The organism is Colwellia psychrerythraea, assembly GCF_000764225.1.
GTDB lineage: Bacteria > Pseudomonadota > Gammaproteobacteria > Enterobacterales > Alteromonadaceae > Colwellia > Colwellia psychrerythraea_D.
Genome location: NZ_JQED01000029.1, coordinates 217,779 through 240,382 on the forward strand (window position 1 = coordinate 217,779; position 22,604 = coordinate 240,382).

The 22,604-nt window shown below is 37.2% G+C and carries 20 protein-coding genes, 1 pseudogene and 1 riboswitch; of the genes and pseudogenes, 4 read left to right on the plus strand and 17 right to left on the minus strand.

Annotated elements, in window-relative coordinates:
- The first annotated feature begins 177 nt into the window (after nt 1-177).
- A complete protein-coding gene (locus ND2E_RS22415) occupies nt 178-1,161 on the plus strand; it encodes a choice-of-anchor H family protein (protein ID WP_052056570.1) in 984 nt (327 codons plus the stop codon).
- Nucleotides 1,162-1,207: 46 nt separating this feature from the next.
- Here ND2E_RS22415 and ND2E_RS09750 read toward each other — a convergent pair whose 3' ends face one another.
- From ND2E_RS09750 to ND2E_RS0121575, 14 genes and pseudogenes are all read right to left on the minus strand, one after another.
- Nucleotides 1,208-2,434: an SAM-dependent methyltransferase gene (locus ND2E_RS09750; protein WP_033094185.1), complete on the minus strand. Its 1,227-nt coding sequence runs from the start codon at nt 2,432-2,434 to the stop codon at nt 1,208-1,210.
- A 49-nt stretch (nt 2,435-2,483) separates the two neighbouring features.
- Nucleotides 2,484-3,293 (minus strand): DUF1365 domain-containing protein, encoded by an 810-nt coding sequence (locus ND2E_RS09745; protein ID WP_033094087.1) that lies wholly within the window; start codon nt 3,291-3,293, stop codon nt 2,484-2,486.
- Nucleotides 3,277-4,551, minus strand: coding sequence for an NAD(P)/FAD-dependent oxidoreductase (locus ND2E_RS09740; RefSeq protein WP_033094088.1), 1,275 nt, complete (start codon nt 4,549-4,551; stop codon nt 3,277-3,279). The genes ND2E_RS09745 and ND2E_RS09740 overlap by 17 nt, the downstream gene beginning before the upstream one ends.
- Nucleotides 4,548-5,318: an SDR family NAD(P)-dependent oxidoreductase gene (locus ND2E_RS09735; RefSeq protein WP_033094089.1), complete on the minus strand. Its 771-nt coding sequence runs from the start codon at nt 5,316-5,318 to the stop codon at nt 4,548-4,550. Before ND2E_RS09735 ends, ND2E_RS09740 begins: the two co-directional genes overlap by 4 nt.
- Nucleotides 5,318-5,779, minus strand: a complete 462-nt coding sequence (locus ND2E_RS09730; protein ID WP_052056572.1) for a nuclear transport factor 2 family protein — start codon at nt 5,777-5,779, stop codon at nt 5,318-5,320. The genes ND2E_RS09735 and ND2E_RS09730 overlap by 1 nt, the downstream gene beginning before the upstream one ends.
- Before the next feature lie 46 nt (nt 5,780-5,825).
- Nucleotides 5,826-7,226 (minus strand): annotated as a pseudogene (locus ND2E_RS23600) (cryptochrome/photolyase family protein).
- 112 nt (nt 7,227-7,338) lie between these two features.
- Entirely contained in the window at nt 7,339-8,298 is a 960-nt protein-coding gene (locus ND2E_RS09720) for a YbgA family protein (protein ID WP_033094090.1), read from the minus strand.
- A 66-nt stretch (nt 8,299-8,364) separates the two neighbouring features.
- Complete coding sequence (locus tag ND2E_RS09715; RefSeq protein ID WP_033094091.1) at nt 8,365-9,051, minus strand: ChrR family anti-sigma-E factor; 687 nt, start codon at nt 9,049-9,051, stop codon at nt 8,365-8,367.
- Nucleotides 9,044-9,661: a sigma-70 family RNA polymerase sigma factor gene (locus ND2E_RS09710; protein ID WP_033094092.1), complete on the minus strand. Its 618-nt coding sequence runs from the start codon at nt 9,659-9,661 to the stop codon at nt 9,044-9,046. Before ND2E_RS09710 ends, ND2E_RS09715 begins: the two co-directional genes overlap by 8 nt.
- 126 nt (nt 9,662-9,787) lie before the next feature.
- Complete coding sequence (locus tag ND2E_RS0121565) at nt 9,788-10,369, minus strand: LON peptidase substrate-binding domain-containing protein (protein WP_190277830.1); 582 nt, start codon at nt 10,367-10,369, stop codon at nt 9,788-9,790.
- Nucleotides 10,370-10,561: 192 nt separating this feature from the next.
- Nucleotides 10,562-12,397, minus strand: coding sequence for a fasciclin domain-containing protein (locus tag ND2E_RS09705; RefSeq protein ID WP_033094093.1), 1,836 nt, complete (start codon nt 12,395-12,397; stop codon nt 10,562-10,564).
- Nucleotides 12,398-12,784: 387 nt separating this feature from the next.
- Nucleotides 12,785-13,351, minus strand: coding sequence for a DUF3833 domain-containing protein (locus ND2E_RS09700; RefSeq protein ID WP_033094094.1), 567 nt, complete (start codon nt 13,349-13,351; stop codon nt 12,785-12,787).
- On the minus strand, nt 13,344-13,862 hold the full coding sequence (locus ND2E_RS0121570) for a chalcone isomerase family protein (protein ID WP_223303616.1): 519 nt from the start codon (nt 13,860-13,862) through the stop codon (nt 13,344-13,346). Before ND2E_RS0121570 ends, ND2E_RS09700 begins: the two co-directional genes overlap by 8 nt.
- Nucleotides 13,863-13,914: 52 nt before the next feature.
- Nucleotides 13,915-14,424, minus strand: coding sequence for a DUF2878 domain-containing protein (locus ND2E_RS0121575; RefSeq protein WP_052056577.1), 510 nt, complete (start codon nt 14,422-14,424; stop codon nt 13,915-13,917).
- Between the two features lie 243 nt (nt 14,425-14,667).
- Between ND2E_RS0121575 and ND2E_RS09695 the strand changes: the two genes are divergently transcribed.
- On the plus strand, nt 14,668-16,059 hold the full coding sequence (locus ND2E_RS09695) for an MATE family efflux transporter (RefSeq protein ID WP_033094095.1): 1,392 nt from the start codon (nt 14,668-14,670) through the stop codon (nt 16,057-16,059).
- Between the two features lie 137 nt (nt 16,060-16,196).
- Here the strand turns inward: ND2E_RS09695 and ND2E_RS09690 are convergent, their stop codons facing one another.
- Both ND2E_RS09690 and ND2E_RS09685 read right to left on the minus strand, forming a co-directional pair.
- Nucleotides 16,197-16,610, minus strand: coding sequence for a hypothetical protein (locus ND2E_RS09690; RefSeq protein ID WP_033094096.1), 414 nt, complete (start codon nt 16,608-16,610; stop codon nt 16,197-16,199).
- Nucleotides 16,611-17,230: 620 nt separating this feature from the next.
- Nucleotides 17,231-18,835 (minus strand): ABC-F family ATPase, encoded by a 1,605-nt coding sequence (locus ND2E_RS09685; protein WP_033094097.1) that lies wholly within the window; start codon nt 18,833-18,835, stop codon nt 17,231-17,233.
- Between the two features lie 493 nt (nt 18,836-19,328).
- On the opposite strand from ND2E_RS09685, the gene ND2E_RS09680 reads away from it, so the two are divergent.
- Both ND2E_RS09680 and ND2E_RS09675 read left to right on the plus strand, forming a co-directional pair.
- Nucleotides 19,329-20,273 carry a hypothetical protein gene (locus tag ND2E_RS09680; RefSeq protein ID WP_033094098.1) on the plus strand — a complete coding sequence of 315 codons (945 nt, stop codon included), beginning with the start codon at nt 19,329-19,331 and terminating at the stop codon, nt 20,271-20,273.
- 38 nt (nt 20,274-20,311) lie between these two features.
- Nucleotides 20,312-21,214: a radical SAM protein gene (locus ND2E_RS09675; RefSeq protein ID WP_033094099.1), complete on the plus strand. Its 903-nt coding sequence runs from the start codon at nt 20,312-20,314 to the stop codon at nt 21,212-21,214.
- Nucleotides 21,215-21,329: 115 nt separating this feature from the next.
- Here the strand turns inward: ND2E_RS09675 and ND2E_RS09670 are convergent, their stop codons facing one another.
- Entirely contained in the window at nt 21,330-22,337 is a 1,008-nt protein-coding gene (locus ND2E_RS09670; protein WP_033094100.1) for an adenosine deaminase, read from the minus strand.
- Nucleotides 22,338-22,414: 77 nt separating this feature from the next.
- A riboswitch (purine riboswitch) is annotated at nt 22,415-22,514 on the minus strand.
- Nucleotides 22,515-22,604 lie beyond the last annotated feature (90 nt).

Here is a 22,604-nt window from a genome sequence, read left to right on the forward strand (position 1 = left end):
AACGCAAATAAACCAAGTTTAACCCTATACTACAAAAATCTAACTGAACGGAGTCTGAATACTTCATTGCTTTAGGTCTCTTCCAGATAAAAGTCATCGGTTAGTATTGTTAATTGTTCAGCTTGAGTTCATTTAACTTGCGCTTTAATAGTATTAAATCGATATAAGAAGGATTTAATGATGAATGATTTTATCAAGCAGTTAACATTAAAAGTAACATCTAGGTTCTCACCAATACTACTAACAACTTTACAGTTAACACTCATGTTAGCCCTAATGATGATCACACTACCAAGCTTTGCAATAGAAGCAGAAAGTGCAAATGAGATAGAAAATACAGCAAGTACTGTTGGCATAGCCGAAGCTAAAGTTGTGCTAAGTTATTCTCGTGGCCAAATAGCCAATTCAACGGACAGTGCATCACAAGAACAAGTGCTAAAAAATATTAAGCAAAGAGTATTACTTGGCGATAGTGACCAAGAAAAAAATAAAACAATAAACACTACCCGTGAAGATTTGATTGAGCAAAAGCATCAACAAGCACGTAAGCAAAGTACAACTAGAAGTATAACGGCAACCCCGAGATTGAACTTGAGCAGTAGAAGTTTCAGCGATGGTACTTTTGTGATTTATGAAGGCTATTCACAATTAATTGAAGATCTCGATGCCGATGGGTATTTTCAAACATTTAGTGTGACTTTTGATGCCGACTTACTTACTGGTAATCCTCATGATGAAGCGCTGGTTTATGCTGAATTATACTTAAGTGAAAATGGCGGCCCTTGGATTCATTATTACAGCACTGACAATTTTGTTATTCATGGTGAGAGTTCTGATGATGAATTCGAGGTGTATAGCACGTTAGAGCAAGGTTTTAATACCAATCATTATGATATCCTGATAGACCTTTATGAAGAGGGTTACCCAAATATTGTGGCTTCTTACAGTAGTGATGACAGTAATAGCTTATATGCACTTCCCTTAGAGAGCAGTGACTATGATGTGGAATATGTAGAGTATTACACTGAAGTACATAGTGATGGTGGCAGTAGCTCTGCTTTTATTTTAATCATAATGGTGATTGCTTTCTCAATACGCCAATTCAAATTTAAAAAGGTAATATCAATGAGTAGTTTGATGCGAATGAAGTCGGTCAAATAAGTAGGAAAGTATATTCGCCATTGTTTACTCTCAGTGAATTTGATATCTATTTCCTAGCCACGAGATGCACGGTGCTGGTCGAGCGTTCTAAAAATGCTCCTTCACAGTAAGCAAAGTAATAAAGCCATAGGCGTTTAAATGTTTCATCATAGCCAAGCTGAGATAGCTCAACCCAAGAAGTTAAAAAATTATCTCGCCAGTGCGTTAATGTTTTAGCGTAATCAAGGCCGATATCATCTAAGGATTCAACAACTAACTCACTGTAATTGGTTAGACCTTGCGTCAACACATTAACTGACGGTAAAAAACCACCTGGAAATATATAACGCTGGATAAAATCAACGTTATTTTTGTAATAATCAAAACGTTGATCGGCAATAGTAATAGATTGAATAAGCAGCTTACCGCCAACTTTTAATCGATCATTGCACTGTTTAAAGAAGCTCGGTAAAAAATCGAAACCAACCGCTTCTATCATTTCAATAGACACCACTTTATCAAAACTGCCAGTTAAATTTCGATAATCTTCTTTCAGTAAGGTGATTTTGTCTGTTAAGCCCATTTTTTCTATACGAGCTTTTGCATAGGCATGTTGCGCATCAGAAATAGTGGTTGTGGTGACACGACAGCCATAATGCTGAACTGCGTATATAGCTAAACCACCCCAACCAGTACCGATTTCCAATAAATGATCGTTTTCACTTAATGAGAGTCGTTGGCATATTGTTGCTAACTTATGCTGTTGAGCTTCATTTAATGAAGCATATTCGGTCGGGTAAATAGCAGAAGAGTACATCATATCAGGGTCTAAAAAACGTGTGTATAATTCATTGCCTAAATCATAATGGGCTAAAATGTTACGCTTCGAACCTATTTGGGTATTTCTATTTTGCCAATGACTAACGGTATTTTTTAGTCTATTTAACCAAGACTTATTTGCTTCTAGACTATCTGTCTGTTGTTGTGCTCTGGCAAAAATCCTAATGACATTGGTTAAATTGGGACTACTCCATTTACCATCAATAAAGGCCTCTGCTGCACCAATACTCCCACCTTTAACAAAGTCGCGATAAACACTCGGATCATGTATGTGTATTTTACCTTTTATGCTTTGTCCACTATCTCTTTCAGGGAAATGAGAGTGAATTGCTCCCTCAACAATCTCTAATTGACCATAGGTAAGCTTAGAGAAAATGTTCAACACTAGTGTGCGGCAACGTTTATCTAACCAATTAGCTGTTTTGGTTGCTGTAACCCCTTCAATATTTTCCATTTTATTCCCCTAAGTATGTCTTGAGTTCTCGCCTTCAAAAAATAATCCACTAACTCGGTTTTTGATAACCAATAAAGGGTACACGTTTAATGAATAACTTTAGTGCTTGCCAATAAATGCTTACTACGACTTTTAGTGTCATAACAGGCAACTGCCCCCAAATTCGCAGTAAGCTGGTTTTAGTGAAAGGTTTTCTCCTCATCACTAAACTTGCATCGAATAACTTACTTACAGTGCTGTTTTCATCATCAATACGTTTATTTTCAATTTTAACCAGCAACTTATCATCCTCATTACAAGGTGGTGTAACCTGCCAAAAATACGTCATGGCTAAGTCCATAAAAGGGGATACTTGAAACATTTTTTTAGTGGTTTTATTACCTTCTTCTTTTAACAAATCGACTAAATAATAATGGCGTTCATTCCAAGGTGTATTACTGACCTCTGCGAGCATTTGTGTACAGTTATCGTTTTGGTCATAGCAAAAATAAAAATTGGCCGGGCTAAAGTAAATGCCGAAACACCTAACTTGCACCAACATAACAATTCTTTTTATTTCGGTGTGGCCATTTAACTGCTGTACTTTCAACTTTATACGCTCATTTAAAGAATAAGGATCACCTACTACATCATTTTTTAATTCCTCCTTTAAATAATCTGATTCAACAAAACGTAACGGTCGATACCAGGAAAAACCAAAAACACCAAAACCACCTTGAGCCTTTTCAACATCGGCAACATCTAGCGCCAACATAAATAAACGGTAATTAAAACTGTGCTTTTTCGGGCTGAAACGTCGATGCATCACATTACCGAGGTATATATGGCTATTACTAAATGCATTAGGCATGTTCATCATTGTCACCTAGAAAGCAGCCAAACCGTGCAGCCACTTCTACAGCACTTCTAACACCGTCTTCATGAAAACCACTGTGCCAATAAGCACCTGCAAAATGCGTATGTTCAACGCCACAAATAATGTGTCTTTTCTGTTGAGCTTTTATCGAGTCGGCCGAAAATACAGGATGGTGATAAGTAAACTCCCTTAATATCTCTTTGGGATCTATCTCCTCTTTTTGATTTAGGGTGACGCAAAAGGTGTGCTTACTTTGAATACCCTGCAATATATTCATATTGTAAGTAACGCTAGCAGCTTTAGTCCGATCTCGTCTCAATTGATAATTCCAACTGGCCCAGGCTTTTTTGTGTTTAGGTAATAGTGTTTCATCGGTATGCAAAACAACAGTGTTAGCGCTATATGGCATAGCAGATAACACCGAGTTTTCATCTTGGCTGGCATCACCTAATAAGGCGAGTGCTTGATCAGAATGACAAGCAATAACCACTTCATCGAATGTTTGACTAGGGGTATCTGCAAAGTGTAAATGTACTTTATCATTGCTTCGGGTAATGCCAGTAATATTGGCATTAACGTTAATATGATCTTTAAAAGGCAAGCACAACGGTGTTAAGTAGCTGCGAGAGCCTTTTGGAATGACATACCATTGCGGTCTATCAGCAATATTTAATAAGCCATGATTATGGAAAAATTTAACAAAAAAGGTAAATTCAAAATCTTCCATCTGTGCTAATGAGCTAGACCATATAGCTGCGCCCATTGGTAGAATATAATGCTCAGCAAAAAAATCACTGAAGTGGTGTTCAGTTAAGAACGAACCTAGTGTTAAACCCTCAATATAGTCATCTTGCTGATAAATACTTTTGCATAATTTATTGAAGCGTAATATTTCTTTAACTAATAACCAGAACCTTGGCTTAACGATATTTCGTCGTTGGGCAAATAATGTATCTAGGTTATGACCATTATATTCCAGGCCTGTATGGCAATTGTGAACAGAAAAACTCATTTCAGTGGGTATTTTACCAATGCCTATTTCATCCAATAGCGCTAAGAAGTTAGGGTAAGTTCTATCATTAAAGACAATAAAACCGGTATCTATTGCAAATATCTCCCCTGACTTTTCTACCTCCACTGTTGCCGTATGACCGCCAATACGGTCATTTTTCTCAAAAACAGTAACCTTATGCTTTTTTGATAATAAATAGGCGGCTGTTAACCCGGAAATACCGGAGCCAATAATGGCAAAGTGCTTCATGCTTGATCTTCCCTAGTATGACTATTGCTGGAGTTACCTTTACTGGTAATAACTTTTCTGGTTATAAAGGATTGCCATAAAGACGAGGGTAAAAAAGAAAGTAATCTCATAATAAGCGTTAGTCTTTTGGGGAAATGTAGATACTTTTTGCGCTTTTCGATACCACTAATCATGCGGCTTGCTGCTTGCTCACTAGAGAGAATGAAAGGCATGGCAAAAGTATTTTTATCCGTTAAAGGGGTACTAACAAAACCAGGATGTACTAAGGTAACGTCAATGTCATGTTCAACTAAATCAAGTCGTAAACTGTTAGCCAAATAATCAATACCTGCCTTGGATGCGCCGTAAGCTTCACTGCGCGGAAAGGGTAAAATAGTTGCACTTGAACTAACAAAAACGACTTGACCGCCCTTTTTCACTTTAGGTAAAAAATATTGCAATAGCGATCCTAACGAAGAAAGGTTAGTGCTTATAATACTGGAGAATAACTCGCCATTAAAATGTTTAGCATCATCAATATAACGACAATCACCTGCATTTAAAATGAGAATATCTAATGCTTTAATCTCTTGTGCAGCTGTCGCTACTTGTTCAGGTTCGGTGATATCAAATAAGCAAGTTTGAAAGGAGCGAGATTGAAGAAGCGCCATTTTTTTAGGGTCTCGCCCGCAGGCAATCACGTTTTCACCTTGATTGGTGTATTGTTCAAATAACGCCAAGCCAATGCCTGATGTTGCTCCTGTGATCAAGACATTTTGAATGGCCATTAGCTTGCTGCCTTAATTTTTATCCACTTAATGAACTTGCCGAGTATGGGTAATTGCTCATAAAGCATGGCACCTAAATCAAGGAAATCTCTATGATAGATAACCTTATCGCCCTGCCCTTTAATTTGTGAACTACCTGAAACAGAGACCATGTTGCCTTTGTTGAGCTTGGGGTGTTGATATGACATGGTCCAACATAGCGAAGCTTGCGAGTCTTGCCAAATTATCTCCTCAATAACAAAATCACAGGCAGAAAGATTTTGATAGAGGTTTTGAAAGTAGTGATACAAATTGTCATAACCTTCTATCATATGAAGTGGATCAGTAAAGGTCACATTTTCATGGTAAATAGTGTCTAATAATTTCAAATTATCTTTCGATAATTTTTGATAAACACACACAAAGTTACTAAGCCACAGAGGCGAATCTTGCAGTGTCTGTTCTAACATTTTAATTTCCATTACATGACCTTAATGACTTAGACTTTAATTGCTGATCTAGCCTTACTTACACTTTATAAAAAGCTAACGCTTTTAACCTTGCTTGTTTATGTTCAACAATCGCCGGCCAATAAATATTTAGCTTATTATCCTTAATAAACTGATGAGGAAAATGAATTGCCTTATCAGAAATGTTTTCAAGCTCTGGTATATACCTACGTATGAATAGGCCTTTTGGATCAAAACGTTCACTTTGTCTAATAGGATTAAATATTCTAAAGTAGGGTTGAGCGTCACAGCCGGTGCTAGCCGCCCATTGCCAACCGCCATTATTTGAGGCTAAGTCACCATCAATCAGATGCTGCATAAAATACCTTTCTCCTAATCGCCAATCAATGAGTAAATGCTTGGTTAGAAAACTTGCAACGACCATACGAAGGCGGTTATGCATCCAGCCAGTTTGATTGAGTTGCCTCATTGCTGCATCAACAAGCGGGTAGCCTGTTCTGCCTTGGCACCAGGCCTCAAATAATACAGTATCGTTATGCCACAACATCGTTTGATAATGTGCTTTATAACACTGATGTTTACATAACCGCTGTTGGTGAAAGATAAGATGTCGGTAAAATTCTCGCCAAATAATTTCATTTAACCATGAAAACTCATCACTGTCTGATGCAGTCAACAGGTCAGGGTATGTATTAAGTAATAAGCGAAGTACAAATCGAGGACTTATTACACCAGCAGCCAAATAAGGTGAAATTCCCGAGGTAGCTTTCATAGATGGGATATCACGATTAAGTCTGTAATCGCTTATTTTTTCTTGATAAAAGGTTGGTAGTACCTCTTGTTCAAAAGTCCTTGCTAAAGGCCATGCACTGGAAATACTCTCTTGCTCTTTCCCATGTGATTCGGCCTTGTTATTCGATGTAACATGAGTAGATACTTTGCCTAGGTATTCAAAGCCACTTTGCTGGATATAGCGTAACCAAGCGCGTTTAAAAGGGGTAAAAACCTTAAACATAATACCTGATTTATTGAGAATTTTACCTTTTGGTACGATGACATCTGCTTCGAACAGAGTTAGTAAAATGCCATTCGTAACAATCGCTTTATCCCGTTGTAGCTCGTTAAATTCGACCTCACTATTAGCCACTATTTCACTGATACCATGTTGCTGACAATAGTCCGTTAAAAAGTCTTGTTGTTGAGCAAAGTTATCAAGTTCAATCAATTCAAGTTCAATATTTAGCAAAGCGAGTTCTTACACTAGCGCATAAGCATGACGTTTAATAAAGTCTATTTTTATCAGTGACCAATCATGTTGTTGCCATTGCTTTTCACAGATAAAAAAAACTGCTTTCGCTGGTATTACACATTCATGCTGACTCAAAGCTCTTTGACTTAGGAAATAGTGTAAAGCCGGATTATCATGTGTTCTAAGATCATTGCGAAACCAAAGTAACAAAGAAGTTCCTTATGTGCCTAATTAAAGGCATCACGGAAAGAATAAAGATAAGTATAAGTGACTGTATAACTAATATTTTAACAATAAAAAAAATAAAATCATTCTAAATCAATTAGTAAGCGTATCTTAATTTTAATGTTTCTGGATAAGGAGATAAGTACGCTTGCTTTGTTAAGTAGTCTTTTGGGTGATTTAGTAGGTAATGCTTAATTAATGTTAAAGGCGCCATTAGCGGGATAAGCCCCTCGCGATAAGCATCAATTTGTTCACACAATTCTTGTCTTTCATTCGCTTGTAAGTGTTTAGAAAAATATCCTTGAATATGCGCGAGTGTATTGGCATGCTTTTTACGGGTCGCTATAATTTTCAGTGCTGTCATTAACCCTAGAATGTATTTGTCAGCTACCTCATCAAGCGGTAAATCTGCCCTTGCTAATAATTGCCCCAACTCCTTATAAGCAATTAAATCATGACTCATCACAGTATACTTATAATGACTATGAAAGGTTGTTAGCTTGTGCTTAGTTAATCCTGAAGTAACCATTTTTTGCCAATGTTTATAGGTAAAGACTCTAGCAACAAAGTTTTCACGCAGTAACGGGTCATTCAAACGGCCATTCTCTTCACAAGGTAATAATGGGTTAGCGTCCATAATTTCTTTGGCAAAAGCACCAACACCATGTGAAGGTAACGAGTTACCTTCAGGGCTGTAAATCTTAACTCTTTCCATGCCACAACTTGGGCTTTTAGCGCAAAAGATATAGCCACTTAATGATTTAGTCATGCTGGCTACTTTTTTACCATAGGCTTTTAATGCTTTGGTCACATCACCAGTGCCATCTTTTTGAGAGACATGAATGACATCATCACACTTTATTTGTCGAATTGTTGGTCTAGGGATAGGTAATCCAATAGCAACTTCAGGGCAGAAGGCTTTATAAGAGACATGTTCAGAAAATTCTTTGATACAAAATTGAGACGGCTTATTACTGGCATCAAAGCGAACCTTTTCGCCAATTAAACAAGCACTAATTCCAATTTCTATGTCTTTCTTACTCACTGAATAAATCATGTTTCTTTCCTTATAACTTCTGATTTCACTTTTAATTACAGTCTTAATTTTTAATGACTTAGAAAACTAATAAATGAAAGAACCGATTGGATTAAGTAATTTATTTATGCCTTGGGTAAAGTGTAATGCGTCATTTGCTACGGTGTAACAAAGACAACCATTAGTAGATATAGGGTGATGCTGATGCGAGCTATCAAGCATAATAAAGTCTCCTTTGACATATTCACCACTTTCATCATGAAACGAACCTTCCAATAACACAGTTAGCTCAAAACCTTTGTGCGTATGCTCAGGTACGCCTCCTCCTGGTTGTATGTGTAATAAGCTAGTATGAATTTCGTTTTCGTTGAGTTGAATACGTGATCGAGTTAACTTACCAATATGAGCATGTTTACCTAGCTCCATGTTAGATAGCGCTGTAGGGATAGTATAAGTTTTATCATTAAAGCTAATTGTTTTTTCTACTTTAGGTAAAGCAACGGATATATCTGAAGATTCAACAATATCGTCAATCATATGGTCAAAGTCTATTACGGCAACAGCATCTAATGCTTCAATATCGTCAACAATAAAGCGATCAAGATATTCTTCTTCAAAGCTAGCTTCAGCCACTTGTTCAGTAATTTGAGCAATTGTTTGCTGGCAGACAGGACACATATCTGCATGAATTGCGACACCAGCAGATAAAGACGCAGGTAAATCACCATTCACAAATGCTTGGATAAGCTCAAATTTTGGGTGATGATTAATCATGTTGTTCTCCTAACTGTACTTTAAGTTTTCCTAGAGCTAATCGTAATCGAGATTTAACAGTCCCTAGTGGTAAATTCAAATGAACAGCTAATTGTTCCTGTGACATTTCCCTAAAGTAAAACCCTTTTACTACGTCTTGTTGCGCCTGAGGCAATGCTTCAATAACATCCAATAAATTTTCATTTGCTAAATGATCTTCAAAAACTTCATCTTCACAGCTCATTTTTTCTGCGACAGGCCAAATATCATCGCTAAGGTTATCTTCTTTATTACCCTGTATTTTCCTAAGCATATCAAAAGTAACATTGCGCATTACCGTATAGACCCAAGTAGTTGCCGCTCCCTTATCTTGGTTGAAAAGATGTGCTTTTCTCCACACGTTACTCATAGTGTCTTGCACAACTTCATTAGCTTGTGCTTCATTAGGAAATTTACCACGGGCAATACGTAGAATTTTAGGAGCAAAGAAGTGAAACAAATGTGTGAAAGCAACTTTGTCTCGATTTGTCGCAACAGACTCTAGCCATTGGCACAGTTGTGGGTGATTTATTTTATCTGACATACTAGTAGATTTAGCACTTGTCGGTCTGCTTAGCAAGTTAGTCTGCATTGCCACGTCCTACTATTTATTTGAACATGTCAGGTTATACGTTCAAACAATCTTTAGGATCACTTTAGTTTTAAATTATGTTAAATCGTCTCAAAATTAACGACAAAATAATTAAGCAATCAAAAGCTACTCAAGAATAACTGATTCAACAAACGCTTTTGCGTCTTTGAAACTATAGCTAACGACAAAGGCATTTTTTACATTGAGTTCAATAGGTAGTATTTCTAACCACCTTGCTAACACCCAATGACTATCGTTTAGAACTTTCTTTGGATATAAATTATTAAGACTGTCATTCTCTGCAAAGACGTTAGCTAACGATCTAGAGAGCTGCCCATTAGTTATATTGACATGAGTATCTGACCAATGTGCGATTCGGCTAACATCACCAAAATGTAAATTGTTTTCATCATGTGCAATGCTCTTAATAACGACCAAAGATTTACACTTAACATCAATTTCTAAAATACCATCATCACCTTGGTCAAAATTAATGATTTCAACCCAACTACCCCACGGCATGCTAGTAGCACTTTCATTAGCACTTATTTTTATATCTTGTAGCCAAATAACAAAACCTTGCCCTGATGTGGCGGTACTAACCATTTTCAAATAGCGTGGTTCAAATATGCGTAACTTAGTCACCCCTTCTGGCAATAAGAATACGGGTAAAGGAAATATCGGTAAGGTAGCATTTAATTCTTTCATAACAATACCACTTGCAAGTTTATAACTATTCATACGTGAAGAATCACTAAACGATCAATTTTATATTATAAAAAAAGCCTCTGAAGACAGAGGCTCATGGTCAGCATTTGACTCGAACTTTTGCGTTGTAAAAGAAAGAACAATCAATCGACCGAAGCTTAATAACTAACAACCAAGAATCAAGCTAGTAATCTATTCCATAATCACGGTATCAATAACATGGATAACACCATTTGTTGTGTAGATATCAGAAATGATGACTTTAGCTCCACCAACCATTAACATGCCAGAGTCAGCATCAACACTCACATCAATCATAACCTCTGATGCAGTGATTAACGAACGTCCATTTTTAGCATAAGCATCTACCGAGCTTAAACTACTATCCCCAACGACATGAGTTAGTAAAACGTTTGTAAGCATCTCAGTATCCGCTAGCAACGCCGTTAAAGCATCTCCATCAATTTTATCAAAAGCAGCATTAGTTGGAGCAAAAACGGTAAACATAGCATCTTCATTCGATAATGTAGTCACTAAATCAGCAGCAGTGAGCGCAGTTACTAACGTAGAGAAGTTATCCGGGTCAGCCAAAGCAACCTCTACAATATTTAATGTTGGCGTATCCATCATTGCAGGTGGCATGATGACGTTATCAATTAAATGAACAACACCATTTGCAGCCAAAACATTAGCAGCACTGACTTTAGCGCCATTAATAAAAAGCATACCATCAGTAAAGGTTACCGCTGCTTTGTCCCCATTTGCCATTTCAGCCATATTATCCATCGATTGAGCTAGACTAATTGCCCCATCAGAAAGTACTTCAGCAGCGATTACGTGATACAGCAATATATTGCTTAATTGTTCGCTGGTTAATGCTTCCACAGTACCTGCTGGCAATTTAGCAAAAGCAGCATTAGTGGGAGCAAAAACAGTGTAATTGCTGTCAAGGTTCGTTAGTACTGTATCTAGCCCTGTTGATTGCAGTGCTGAAACAAGTATCGATAAATCACTATTGCTACTAGCGATATCAACTAAGCTCATACTTGGTTTTGGTAAAGCCACATCACCAAGAATAACAGCATCTATTACATGAATTACCCCATTGGTTGTATATATATCTTTCATAACAACATTAGCACCACCGAACAATAATGTATCTGTATCTGGATTAATGTTTAGTGTAACTTTTGCTGTTGATGCAGTATCGACCATATTGCCACTCAACGCATAGGCACTCACCGAGCTTACCGCGGCATCTACGATTACATGTTGCAATAGTACATTGGTTAAGGCATCTGTATCCCCTAATAAGGCAGCCAAAGTATCAGGTGCAATTAAGGCAAAAGCAGCATTAGTTGGAGCAAATACCGTAAAAGTAGCATCTTCGTTCGACAAGGTAGTCACTAAATCAGCAGCAGTTAATGCAGCAACTAAGGTGGAAAAATTGTCAGGATCCGCCAACGCTACATCAACAATATTGACCGTCGGTTCCATCATTTCTGCAGGTGGTAATAAAACAGCATCAATGACGTGAATTATACCGTTATCCGTTTGAATATCAGTGATGACAACCGTAGCAGTATTTACCAATAACTTATCCCCATAGAGTGATAACCCTACCGCATCACCATTAACCATCTCAACGGCTGTGCCAGCTAACGCAATAGCTGCTGCGGCATCAACTTCACCACTAATGACATGATAGGTTAAGATATCTGATAACTTATCAGTATCTGCTAATAGCGCATCAATAGTTTCTTGCCCTAACAAAGCAAAGGCTTTATCTGTTGGTGCAAAAACGGTAAATTTAGCACTGGCATCTGCCAAGGTTGAATCTAGACCTGTTGCTTGTAATGCAGCAACTAAGGTTGTGAAATTGCCATCATTAACTGCGGCATCAACAATGGTAGTTGGCGCAACAACATCTTGAATGACTTGCTCTACTGCATCATTATCGTTGTCATTACACCCTTGTAATAAAAACACACTTAATACGGTTACACTCAGTATTTTAAAATATTTCACTTGCTTATCCTCATTAATTAAGTACAACTAAACTTACGTACAAAAAACAAACAAAGATCAACATTTTTTCACAAATAAAATTTTATTTTTATCAGTGATCTTATACACAATAGAAACGTACCTATTAGGTTATGTAAAAAGTTTTTTTGCAATAATTGAGAGTAGAAATGAGCTTTTAACCCTTTTATCTCATCGGTAATATTAAACATCGTTTTAAAGGTGTTAGAGCCGTTTAAGCACAGGAAATGGCTGAGTAACCTCCGGCACTGAGGAGGATTATTATAAGAGATTAAGTATGTATACCTATACTATCTTGAAGAAAGTACTTACCTAGATTTTACAAAGTAACCGATAAGAATAGACAGTAAGACTTTAGATAAAGGGTGGTTAAATATTATCACTATTCGCACATTTTTTTACTTGGCTTTGTTTATCAAAAAATATTGTTACCTCAGCCACCTTCACACCGAACTTTCTCATCGACGTTTTATTCATTACTCGAAACTCATCAAGCTGATACATCCAGTCATCCATAGATACCTGATAAGTTTCATCTTCGACAGCTAAAGACAATTCGTATTGAAACTGAAAGGCAAAACCTTGATGATTGCCAACAGCGATCCCTATAACATCTTCTGCTTTGCCTTCATAACTGCCATTCATTTTTTTAGATAATTGCCAGTTGCGGTAAATTATTTCACCATCATTAAAATAAAACTTTTCCGCAAGAACACCATCATTACCTTGCCACGTACCTTCTATCTCGACACAAAATCGTCTTGTCACTTTATTGGCATAATCCTGCAACATGCCCCAAGCAACTACTCGCCCAATGAAGTAACTTTTAATATCAAATGGATTATCAACTTCTTGATAATCATCTAATGATGTAGAGCAACTGGAGATAAGACTACAGAATATGATAGTAAATAGAAAAAACTTAACTTTATTCATCAGTAAGCCCCCCTAGTAATTCACGGCGTAATTTAGGCTCACTGGTATTTTCAGAGAGCCAAATAGCAAGAAATATTTGGCCAAACTCAAAAGGCTTAATCATGCCAATAAATTGCTGATTAAAATAAAAGATACTGTGTCCTTGGTGAATCAGTAAAGATAAACTGTCACCCTCTTTGATATCTGGCCACATCGCTTTTAATTTTGGTAAATAGCTCCTATATTGCTGCAAAGAGATCCCTAAGTACTGCCATTGTTCAATCGTTTTGCTAATGAGCTCATCACTAGAGATATCGGCCAAATAATGAATAGTAAAAAGAACGTTATCGTTTGATATGCTGACTGGATATTTTCCTGTCGTGGTCAATAGCTGACTTTTATAAAGATCCCAAAATAAAATAGAGAAAGTTGTCTCTCCCACCAACATAAAGGGTTTGGTAGCAAGGGTGCTTTGTAAACTATCAGGGAATACCATTTCATCGCTTATATTTTTTGCAAAGACTACATTCATTGACAAGCAAAAAACGAAATAAAAGCATATTAAATAAGAAGAAAATGAGAGCTTACACATAACTCACCTCTGCTTTAGATAATTTGTCTTTTATATAGAAAAATAAAACGAATAACCCTGCCCAGATCACACTTAAGAGTAAATATGTTGAAGCAATAGATTGACCAAAATCAACCGCCTGAAGTTTGTGACCGGCGATATAACTCAAAGGGGCACATACCGCACCAACAAACAGCTGTAATGGTTTACTATGCGATAGAAATCGTAAACTATGACTTATTGTTGTTGCAAAGCAAGGCCAAAGCACCATCAACCAAAACGGAATATGCCTACCGTCATCAAAAATAAAAACGTTATAATACACAAGTGCTGAATCAACAAGGATGCCAAAAACAGTTACTACTAGAATTAATTGTACTTCTCGAGATGATTGCGCGATAAAAAAAATATGGCTAATCAAGAAGAGAAAACCAAAGGGAATAAAATGATTACCCCAAGAAACTAAACCAAGCCAGACTAAGTTAAAACCAAATAAATTAATGCCTGTGGAGTTAATAAACACGATATCAAGTTACCTAGCAAAATACTAATAAGTGAATATACGTTCAAAGTAAGGTTTTAGATTAATCCTTCTATAACAACACTGGCTTTTATTCATTTAGCGTTTATTAAATAGCTTGAATGCGCTATGTTAAAGCAGAGGAATCTCTAGCAAATATCAATGATTTTATTCCTCAAACTTTCCCATACTTCTCACCTAACACTAAAACCTTTAATAACTAACAACTGATGGACTTCTTCGATCATGCATGATCTTACCCAAGGCACTATTCCTAAACATTTGATCTCAATGGCTCTGCCCATGATGATAGGTATGCTTATTCAAACCCTATATTTTATTGTTGATTTATATTTTGTCGGTAAGTTAGGTCCCGCAGCACTGGCTGGTTTGAGTCTAGCGGGCAATGCGATGTTTTTAATCTTCGCGCTGACACAAATACTTAATGTAAGTACTGCTGCCCTAATCTCGCATGCCGTTGGTGCTAAAAATCAGAACGATGCAAATATTACCTTTAACCAGTCAATGATGGTCTCAACGGTTGTCGGTGTTGTTGTTTGTATCGCTGGTTATTTGGGTGCACAGCCTTACCTAGACTTAATATCTAAAGACGCTGAAACCGTAAAAATGGGCTTAGCATACCTACATTGGTTTATTCCCTGTATGGCGTTGCAGTTTATTATGGTTTCTATCAGCTCTGCACTGCGTGGGACTGGAATTGTTAAGCCAACAATGGTCATTCAAACCCTATCAATTTTGCTTAATATTATTCTTTCACCGATATTAATTGCTGGCTGGGGATCAAATCATGCTATGGGCATTTCCGGCGCTGGTTTGGCTAGTTCAATATCAATAATTTTTGCTGTCGCGCTTTTATGTTATTACTTTAAAACAACCGATAAATATATCAGCGTTGATTTCTCCCTTTGGGGTATTAATCTCACTCGCATAAAGAAATTACTTGCTATTGGCTTACCTGCTGGTGGGGAGTTCTTTTTAATGTTCGTTTATATGGGGGCTATATATTGGTTAATTAAACCGTTTGGCGCGGAAGCTCAAGCAGCATTTGGTCTTGGTTCCCGTGTAATGCAAGCATTGTTTTTGCCCGCAATGGCTATTGCTTTTGCAGCACCTGCGATTGCTGGGCAAAACTTTGGTGCGCAAAATTACCAGCGAGTCAAAGAAACCTTTAGATGGACTGCCCTCATGACTTGCTCTTTAATGGCTATTATTTCGTTAATTTGTTTAACCCAAGCAGAGTTGATGCTGAGCAACTTTTCTGACGATCAAGAAGTGATTTTGATTAGCGTGGCTTTTTTACAAATGATTTGTTGGAACTTTGTTCCTGCTGGTTTAGTGTTTACTTGCTCTGGTATGTTTCAAGCACTGGGTAATACCATGCCAGCTTTATTAAGTACCGCTACACGCTTAATTACTTTTATCCTACCTGCCCTTTGGTTATCTAAACAAGATAACTTTCTAATAGAGCAGCTTTGGTATATTTCTGTCGCTACCGTTTGTCTTCAAGCATTGGTCAGTTATCACTTTTTACAGCGAGAATTTAAAAAGCGCTTGCCTGCTGATAACTTATCAACAAAATGCTCTGATGAACTTATTAATAATAAATTTCACTCCTAAAGCAGCACCAGCTGTCCCTTAGCTAGCTGCAGGGGGCGTTATTTTGCGTGTAATGAAAATAAAAAATGAAAAGTCAGTGATTTACAATGAGCCCATCCCTATTTTATTGCAATAATAACAACAGGTATGGCCTACAACTAACCTACACCAACGAGCTGTAGAGGTTGTGATTCTGGTTGTGTTTCTGGTTCTGGTTGTGATTTTGACTCTGCGTGTGAAAAAACCCACGAGTCAGCTGTTGATTGCCACGAGTGCGCTTTTGTTTGTTTCTTTTTATAACGATCAAACTGAAGTTGGTTACCGCCTAATTGCCTAATATAGCCCTTTATCGCATTGAAATCATCTTTAGTTAGATCAACATCAGAGTTTTTCATTAAGCCGTCTACATAGGCGCTATCACCGTTAAAACTAATATTGGCAATTGCTGAGTAGGGTTGTCCATATTCTTCAGCTCTAATTGCTCGCACCGTTTTTATCTCGAAAATCCAACCATCTATTTTAATACAACGAGATAAGGTTTCTAATTTTTTTTCTGACATAGGCTCAGACATGAAGGTTTCCTCTAAAGTTGATGATTATTGGCCAAAGCCAGTGTTTAAGCTTGAGCAAAGAACATTGTCGGTCATAAATGTTATGTGGCTAATTAACAAGATTACATAATCAGCTCCGTAGCTAAAGCACGAAGTAGACCAATTTGACAATTCATTGTTCTCAAAAGATTTAAATGAAAACACTACACATTGACTGTTGCCAAAAAGCAACACACCATAGGCCATAGGCTTTGATAACAAGGCCTGTAAAGAATAATATAACTAAACTAAACAAAGAGTAGGCGATAAAAGTTAAGCGAAAAAGGCATGTCGCCAATCAACAACAGTCAGACAAGGCAATTTTTGGAAGGTTTAGCTATTAATATCAGCTTTATTCATGTCAATTATGGCAGGTATGCCGTTGCCTTAGGCGTTACAACTTATAGATAAAAATGAACATAAGGTTCGTTTACCCATAAGTGCTAGTGTTATTTCGAATGCAAAAAACAATGATAGACGCAAGAAACAACATCGAAAGTCATAAAAAGTTAAGGTGTGATTAACCACCTTAACTTTTTATCTACTTGTACTTGATTTATTCATCAGGTGAAATGCATTCAACTCAAAGCAAATCGAACTGATTACGCTATTTTTTGAGTTTGTATTTGGCTACCAAGGTATTCATCTAATGTGCCTTGGAAGTCCACTAATTTTTTATCTTTAATATCAATAATTCTTGTTGCTAATGAAGATACAAACTCACGGTCATGGCTAACAAAAATTAACGTACCTTCAAAGTCTTTAAGTGCATTATTTAACGCATCAATCGCTTCAATATCCATGTGGTTAGTCGGCTCATCCATGATTAATACGTTCACATCTGCCATCATCAACTTACCAAACAATAAGCGGTTCTTTTCACCACCAGAGCAATTGCGCGCCTTTTTATTTGCATCATCATCAGTAAATAACATACGACCTAACATGCCACGAACACTTAAATCGTTGTGGCAAGGTCTACGCCATTGAGACATCCAATCCATTAGGGTTAAGTCATTATCAAAAAATGAACCACTATCTTGCGGGCAATAGCCAACAGATGCATTTTCAGACCACTTAACAACACCTTCATTGTGTTCTAGCTCGCCCATTAAACAACGCAATAGCGTGGTTTTCCCTACGCCATTTTCGCCAATAATGGCTAACTTTGCGCCAGCTTCTAACAGTAAGTCACCTTTGGTAAATAAGGTTTCACCATCAAAACCGTGCGTTAAACCTTCAAGCTCTAATGCTTGTCGATGCATTTTTTTTCCTGGGGCAAAGGCAATTTTTGGTGTAATACGGCTTGACGACTTAACATCATCCAGTTTAATTTTTTCCATTTTCTTAGCACGGGAGCTGGCTTGTTTTGCTTTTGATGCGTTCGCACCAAAGCGGTTAACAAAATCTTGTAACTCAGCAATTTCTTCAGCTTTTTTGACATTACCCGATAATAACTGTTCGCGTAGTAAGGCAGATTGCGCTAAGAAGAACTCATAGTTACCAGGATAAATGCGTAACTCACCGTAATCAATATCAGCCATGTGAGTACATACTGAGTTGAGAAAGTGCCTATCATGCGAAATGATAATCATGGTACATTTACGTTTGTTCAATTCGCCTTCTAACCAACTAATAGTATGAATATCCAAGTTGTTGGTTGGTTCATCGAGTAAAAGAATATCTGGGTTAGCAAATAAGGCTTGCGCTAGTAAAACACGTAACTTCCAACCTGGCGCAACTTGTTGCATTGAACCGTAATGAAAAGACTCTTCAATACCTGCATCTAGCAGAATTTCACCTGCACGACTTTCAGCGGTGTAACCATCCATTTCGGCAAATTCACTTTCTAACTCACCCGCACGCATACCGTCGGCTTCACTCATTTCAGCTTGTGCGTAAATGGCATCTCGTTCTTGCTTTACTTTCCATAATCGCATATCCCCCATAATCACGGTATCAATAACGTTGAACTCTTCAAAGGCGAACTGATCCTGACCTAAGGTACTTACTTTGTTACCAGTACTAACCGATACATTACCTGAACTAGGCGCTAAATCACCACTAAGGATCTTCATAAATGTAGACTTGCCACAGCCATTTGCACCAATCAAACCGTAACGGTGACCGTTGCCAAATTTAGCCGAAATGTTTTCAAATAACGGCTCTGCGCCAAATTGCATGGTAATGTTCGATGTAGTGATCAAAAGGTATTCCTAGATTTTGCTAATGTGATAGACATTTTAAAGGCGCACATCATACAGCAATTTAAAGATAAACCCCACCTACCCATGACGTTAATTGTTTTCTTTTTAGACAAAGTAAAATAAAAAACGGTTAGTAATCAAACTAAACAGCATCAAAACACAAGACTAAAAGACTTACACTTTACAGCAGAACATTTGAATATATGTTAGTAAAAAAAGAGCGAATAATGGTGAAAGTGTAAGACAAAGCTATATTTATTAAACAACGATTAAATCAAACACGTGTTAAAAGTAGCGAGTAAATACGGCAAAAAAATATCAGGTAAATTAAGCTAGCTGTGCTATTTTATCGGGCAATTAATTTGATCTATGAATTGAAGTAAACGATGAAAGCCAAGGATTCATTCAAAAAAGATAACATTGCTTATGCTTATTTATCCGAAAGACATAGCGTGAAAATGACGCTAACTGTTTCACAGCACTGGGAAAGTTAATGATTAAAAGATCGGTTTACGCAATAGTAATCTGTAGCACTTTACTCGTGATTATTCTTACACTGACTGCTATCAATCAACTATATAGCAGCAAACTAGTAACATTAGATAGTAAGCTTAAAGAAATTTCGGGTATTGAAGTCGACAAGGCAGGTCACTTGTGGGGCATTAATGATGGCGGTAATTTAGCCCAAATACATCGTATCCAAAGCGATGGTAAAGTAGACAAAACAATTACAGTCACGAATGCAAGAAATTTAGATTGGGAGGATATGACCCAAGATGACTTCGGCCACTTTTTCATCGGTGATTTTGGTAATAATGACAATGTACGTAAGTGGTTAACTATTTATAAAATTGAAAACCCCATCGATATCAAGGGCACTGAAACTCAAGCTGAAATAATTAAATTTACCTTTCCAGCACAGTTGCATTATCCACCCAAAGCTTCTGAAAAGAACTTTGACTTAGAAGCCTTTGTTTTTTACAAAAAACACTTATACCTGTTTTCCAAAAACCGCACTGAGCCCTTTGATGGCGATACCAACTTATATAAAATTGGCGATCATGCCGATAATTACCAAGCCGACTTTATTAGTAATTTTAATACCTGTACTACCCATGAAAAGCTGTGTTGGATCACATCTGCCGCACTAAGCCCAGATAGAACAAAACTAGTGCTTTTAGACTCAGAACGTTTATGGTTATTCGAAAACTGGCAAGACGATAATTTTTTCTCAGGCGATGCCTATAAAATTGATTTAGGCATAGTTACTCAAAAAGAGGCGGTAACTTTTTCTGATAATAATACCATCATATTTACCGATGAGGAATTTAGTGGCATAGGTCGAAACTCTTATATGATAAAGCTCGACCAAGTGACTAAAGAGCGAATAACAAAACAAACAGAAGACAGTAACGCTAAAAGTACGCTTATAAACTAGCTACGCCTTAAAATTGCTCTAACTATGAAAAAAATATTATGTACCCTTTAAACTATATTGAACCTGTCTTTCGTCCACCAAGTGAATGGAAAAGCTTGATACTGCAAGTCACTAATGGTTGCTCGTGGAATAAGTGCACTTTTTGCGATATGTATACCAGCAAAGATAAAAAATTCAAACCCAAAAAAATTGAACTGATCGAGCAAGAAATTAAAAAGATCGCTAATTCAGGCATCCCAACAAGACGGGTATTTCTAGCTGACGGCGATGCCATGATGCTGCCTTTTAATCGTCTGAAGGAAATTCTTCAATTAATAAAGTTGCATCTGCCCGATGTTTCACGGGTCTCTAGTTATTGCTTACCACGAAACCTTGGCAATAAAACCGTTGAACAACTAGCAGAGCTGAACGCTTTAGGCCTTAAGTTAATGTATATTGGCTGTGAAAGTGGTGACGATGAAGTTCTTGCCCTCATTGAGAAAGGTGAAAGCTATCAAAGCTCGTTAATCGCACTCAATAAGATCAAACAAGCAGGCATGAAAAGTTCAGTGATGATTCTTAATGGCTTAGGGGGGCCTGAATTATCTCGTCAACATGCCATCAATTCAGCTAAGTTGATGAATGAAGCCCAACCTAATTATTTATCAACTCTTGTTGTTTCTTTCCCTTTAGGTGAACTACGTTTTGCAGAAAAGTTTTCTCAAGCATCTTTACAGCCTTTTCGCCAATTAACACAACATGAGTTATTTACCGAAATGGATATTTTGTTATCTGAACTCGAATTAGAACGAACCATATTCCGATCTGATCATGCGTCAAACTACTTAGTTTTAAAGGGAGTATTAGGCAATGATAAAGAAGCATTATTGGCTCAGGTAAGACATGCGTTACAACAACCAAATGATGCAAACTTAAGGCAAGAATGGCAAAGAGGTTTGTAAAAAATCACCTACAAAACTTATCCTAAAAGACAGTTTCAAAATTAATTAGCCAAGAGATATTCAGTATAGCTTTGATAAAAACGAACCAGCTGGCTCGTTTTTATCTGTTCACAAACTATTGATGTTGCTCAACATATTTCAGTGTCATTTGTCTTAGTTTTTCTTGTTCACTTGGTGAAACAAAGCTGGCTTCAATGGCGTTAAAAGTAAATTGAGCAATTTCTGTTTTACTCATCGGGTGTGCATCATTTACCGCCAAAAAATTATCTGTCATATACCCACCAAAATAGGCCGGATCGTCAGAATTAATCGTGACACAAACGCCTTGACGCAGTAATAACACAATATTGTGCTGTTCCATACAATCAAAAACCTTTAGCTTAATATTAGAGAGCGGGCAAACCGTAAGCGGAGTTCTCTCATGTATAAGCTGTTTTACTAAACTTGCATCTTCTGAACAACGAACTCCGTGATCAATACGAGTAATTTGTAATAGGTTTAACGCCTCATTAATATTTTGTGCTGGCCCTTCTTCACCTGCGTGAGCAACAGTTAAAAACCCTTGTTCAATTGCTTGTTTAAAAACGCGTTCAAATTTACTTGCAGGGTTACCTATTTCTGTAGAGTCTAAGCCTACTCCAATAATTTTATCTTTATGTGACTGGGCTTTTAGGAGGGTATTAAATGCAGACTCCTCATCTAAATGGCGCAAGAAACACATAATTAATTTACTGCTGATGCCTAATTCATCTCGGCCTTTTTCAAGCGCACGATGAATACCGTAAAGCACAGTATCGAACAAAACACCGCGCTCTGTATGCGCTTGAGGGTCAAAAAATATTTCTGTATGCAGCACATTATCTTCTTTGCAGCGCAATAAATAAGCCCAAGTGAGCTCAAAAAAATCTTGCTCATGAATCAGTACATCAGCCCCTTGGAAGTAGATATCCAAAAATGATTGTAAGTCTTGAAAGTTGTATGCGTCTCTGATTTCTTCAACGGAATTGAAAGGAATCTTTATGCCATTTCGCTTAGCTAATTTAAGCATTAGTTCAGGCTCAAGCGTTCCTTCTATATGGAGGTGGAGTTCTACTTTAGGTAAAGATTGGATAAATTCATTCATGATGGAGTTCCCAATAATGGTAAAAGTTCATTCAGTACTTTCTTTTGAATGAAAAATATTCGTACAAAGAGAAAGCACTAAAGCGCTAAACTCTTCGTAATCAGGATTTATTGGTTCCTGGTAGAGACCCCCAATCCATATCATTGGGGTTATACGAAGTGAAGCTCGTTACTGCCATAAAACAATAATAAGCTATATATTTGATACTGCCTTATTAGATTTCACAAATCTATAGAATTAATCGGTATTGTTAGGCTTCGCCTAACC

Excerpts from the sequence above, each read along its gene's own strand:
- ND2E_RS09715 (WP_033094091.1), bottom strand. The coding sequence starts at position 9,051 with ATGATTAATCATCACCCAAAATTTGAGCTTATCCAAGCATTTGTGAAT.
- ND2E_RS09745 (WP_033094087.1), bottom strand. The coding sequence starts at position 3,293 with ATGATGAACATGCCTAATGCATTTAGTAATAGCCATATATACCTCGGT.
- ND2E_RS09700 (WP_033094094.1), bottom strand. The coding sequence starts at position 13,351 with ATGAATAAAGTTAAGTTTTTTCTATTTACTATCATATTCTGTAGTCTT.
- ND2E_RS09680 (WP_033094098.1), top strand. The coding sequence starts at position 19,329 with ATGATTAAAAGATCGGTTTACGCAATAGTAATCTGTAGCACTTTACTC.
- ND2E_RS22415 (WP_052056570.1), top strand. The coding sequence starts at position 178 with ATGATGAATGATTTTATCAAGCAGTTAACATTAAAAGTAACATCTAGG.
- ND2E_RS09675 (WP_033094099.1), top strand. The coding sequence starts at position 20,312 with ATGTACCCTTTAAACTATATTGAACCTGTCTTTCGTCCACCAAGTGAA.
- ND2E_RS0121570 (WP_223303616.1), bottom strand. The coding sequence starts at position 13,862 with ATGAATGTAGTCTTTGCAAAAAATATAAGCGATGAAATGGTATTCCCT.
- ND2E_RS0121565 (WP_190277830.1), bottom strand. The coding sequence starts at position 10,369 with ATGAAAGAATTAAATGCTACCTTACCGATATTTCCTTTACCCGTATTC.
- ND2E_RS09670 (WP_033094100.1), bottom strand. The coding sequence starts at position 22,337 with ATGAATGAATTTATCCAATCTTTACCTAAAGTAGAACTCCACCTCCAT.
- ND2E_RS09750 (WP_033094185.1), bottom strand. The coding sequence starts at position 2,434 with ATGGAAAATATTGAAGGGGTTACAGCAACCAAAACAGCTAATTGGTTA.
- ND2E_RS09735 (WP_033094089.1), bottom strand. The coding sequence starts at position 5,318 with ATGGCCATTCAAAATGTCTTGATCACAGGAGCAACATCAGGCATTGGC.
- ND2E_RS09695 (WP_033094095.1), top strand. The coding sequence starts at position 14,668 with ATGCATGATCTTACCCAAGGCACTATTCCTAAACATTTGATCTCAATG.
- ND2E_RS09730 (WP_052056572.1), bottom strand. The coding sequence starts at position 5,779 with ATGGAAATTAAAATGTTAGAACAGACACTGCAAGATTCGCCTCTGTGG.
- ND2E_RS09740 (WP_033094088.1), bottom strand. The coding sequence starts at position 4,551 with ATGAAGCACTTTGCCATTATTGGCTCCGGTATTTCCGGGTTAACAGCC.
- ND2E_RS09720 (WP_033094090.1), bottom strand. The coding sequence starts at position 8,298 with ATGATTTATTCAGTGAGTAAGAAAGACATAGAAATTGGAATTAGTGCT.
- ND2E_RS09690 (WP_033094096.1), bottom strand. The coding sequence starts at position 16,610 with ATGTCTGAGCCTATGTCAGAAAAAAAATTAGAAACCTTATCTCGTTGT.
- ND2E_RS09710 (WP_033094092.1), bottom strand. The coding sequence starts at position 9,661 with ATGCAGACTAACTTGCTAAGCAGACCGACAAGTGCTAAATCTACTAGT.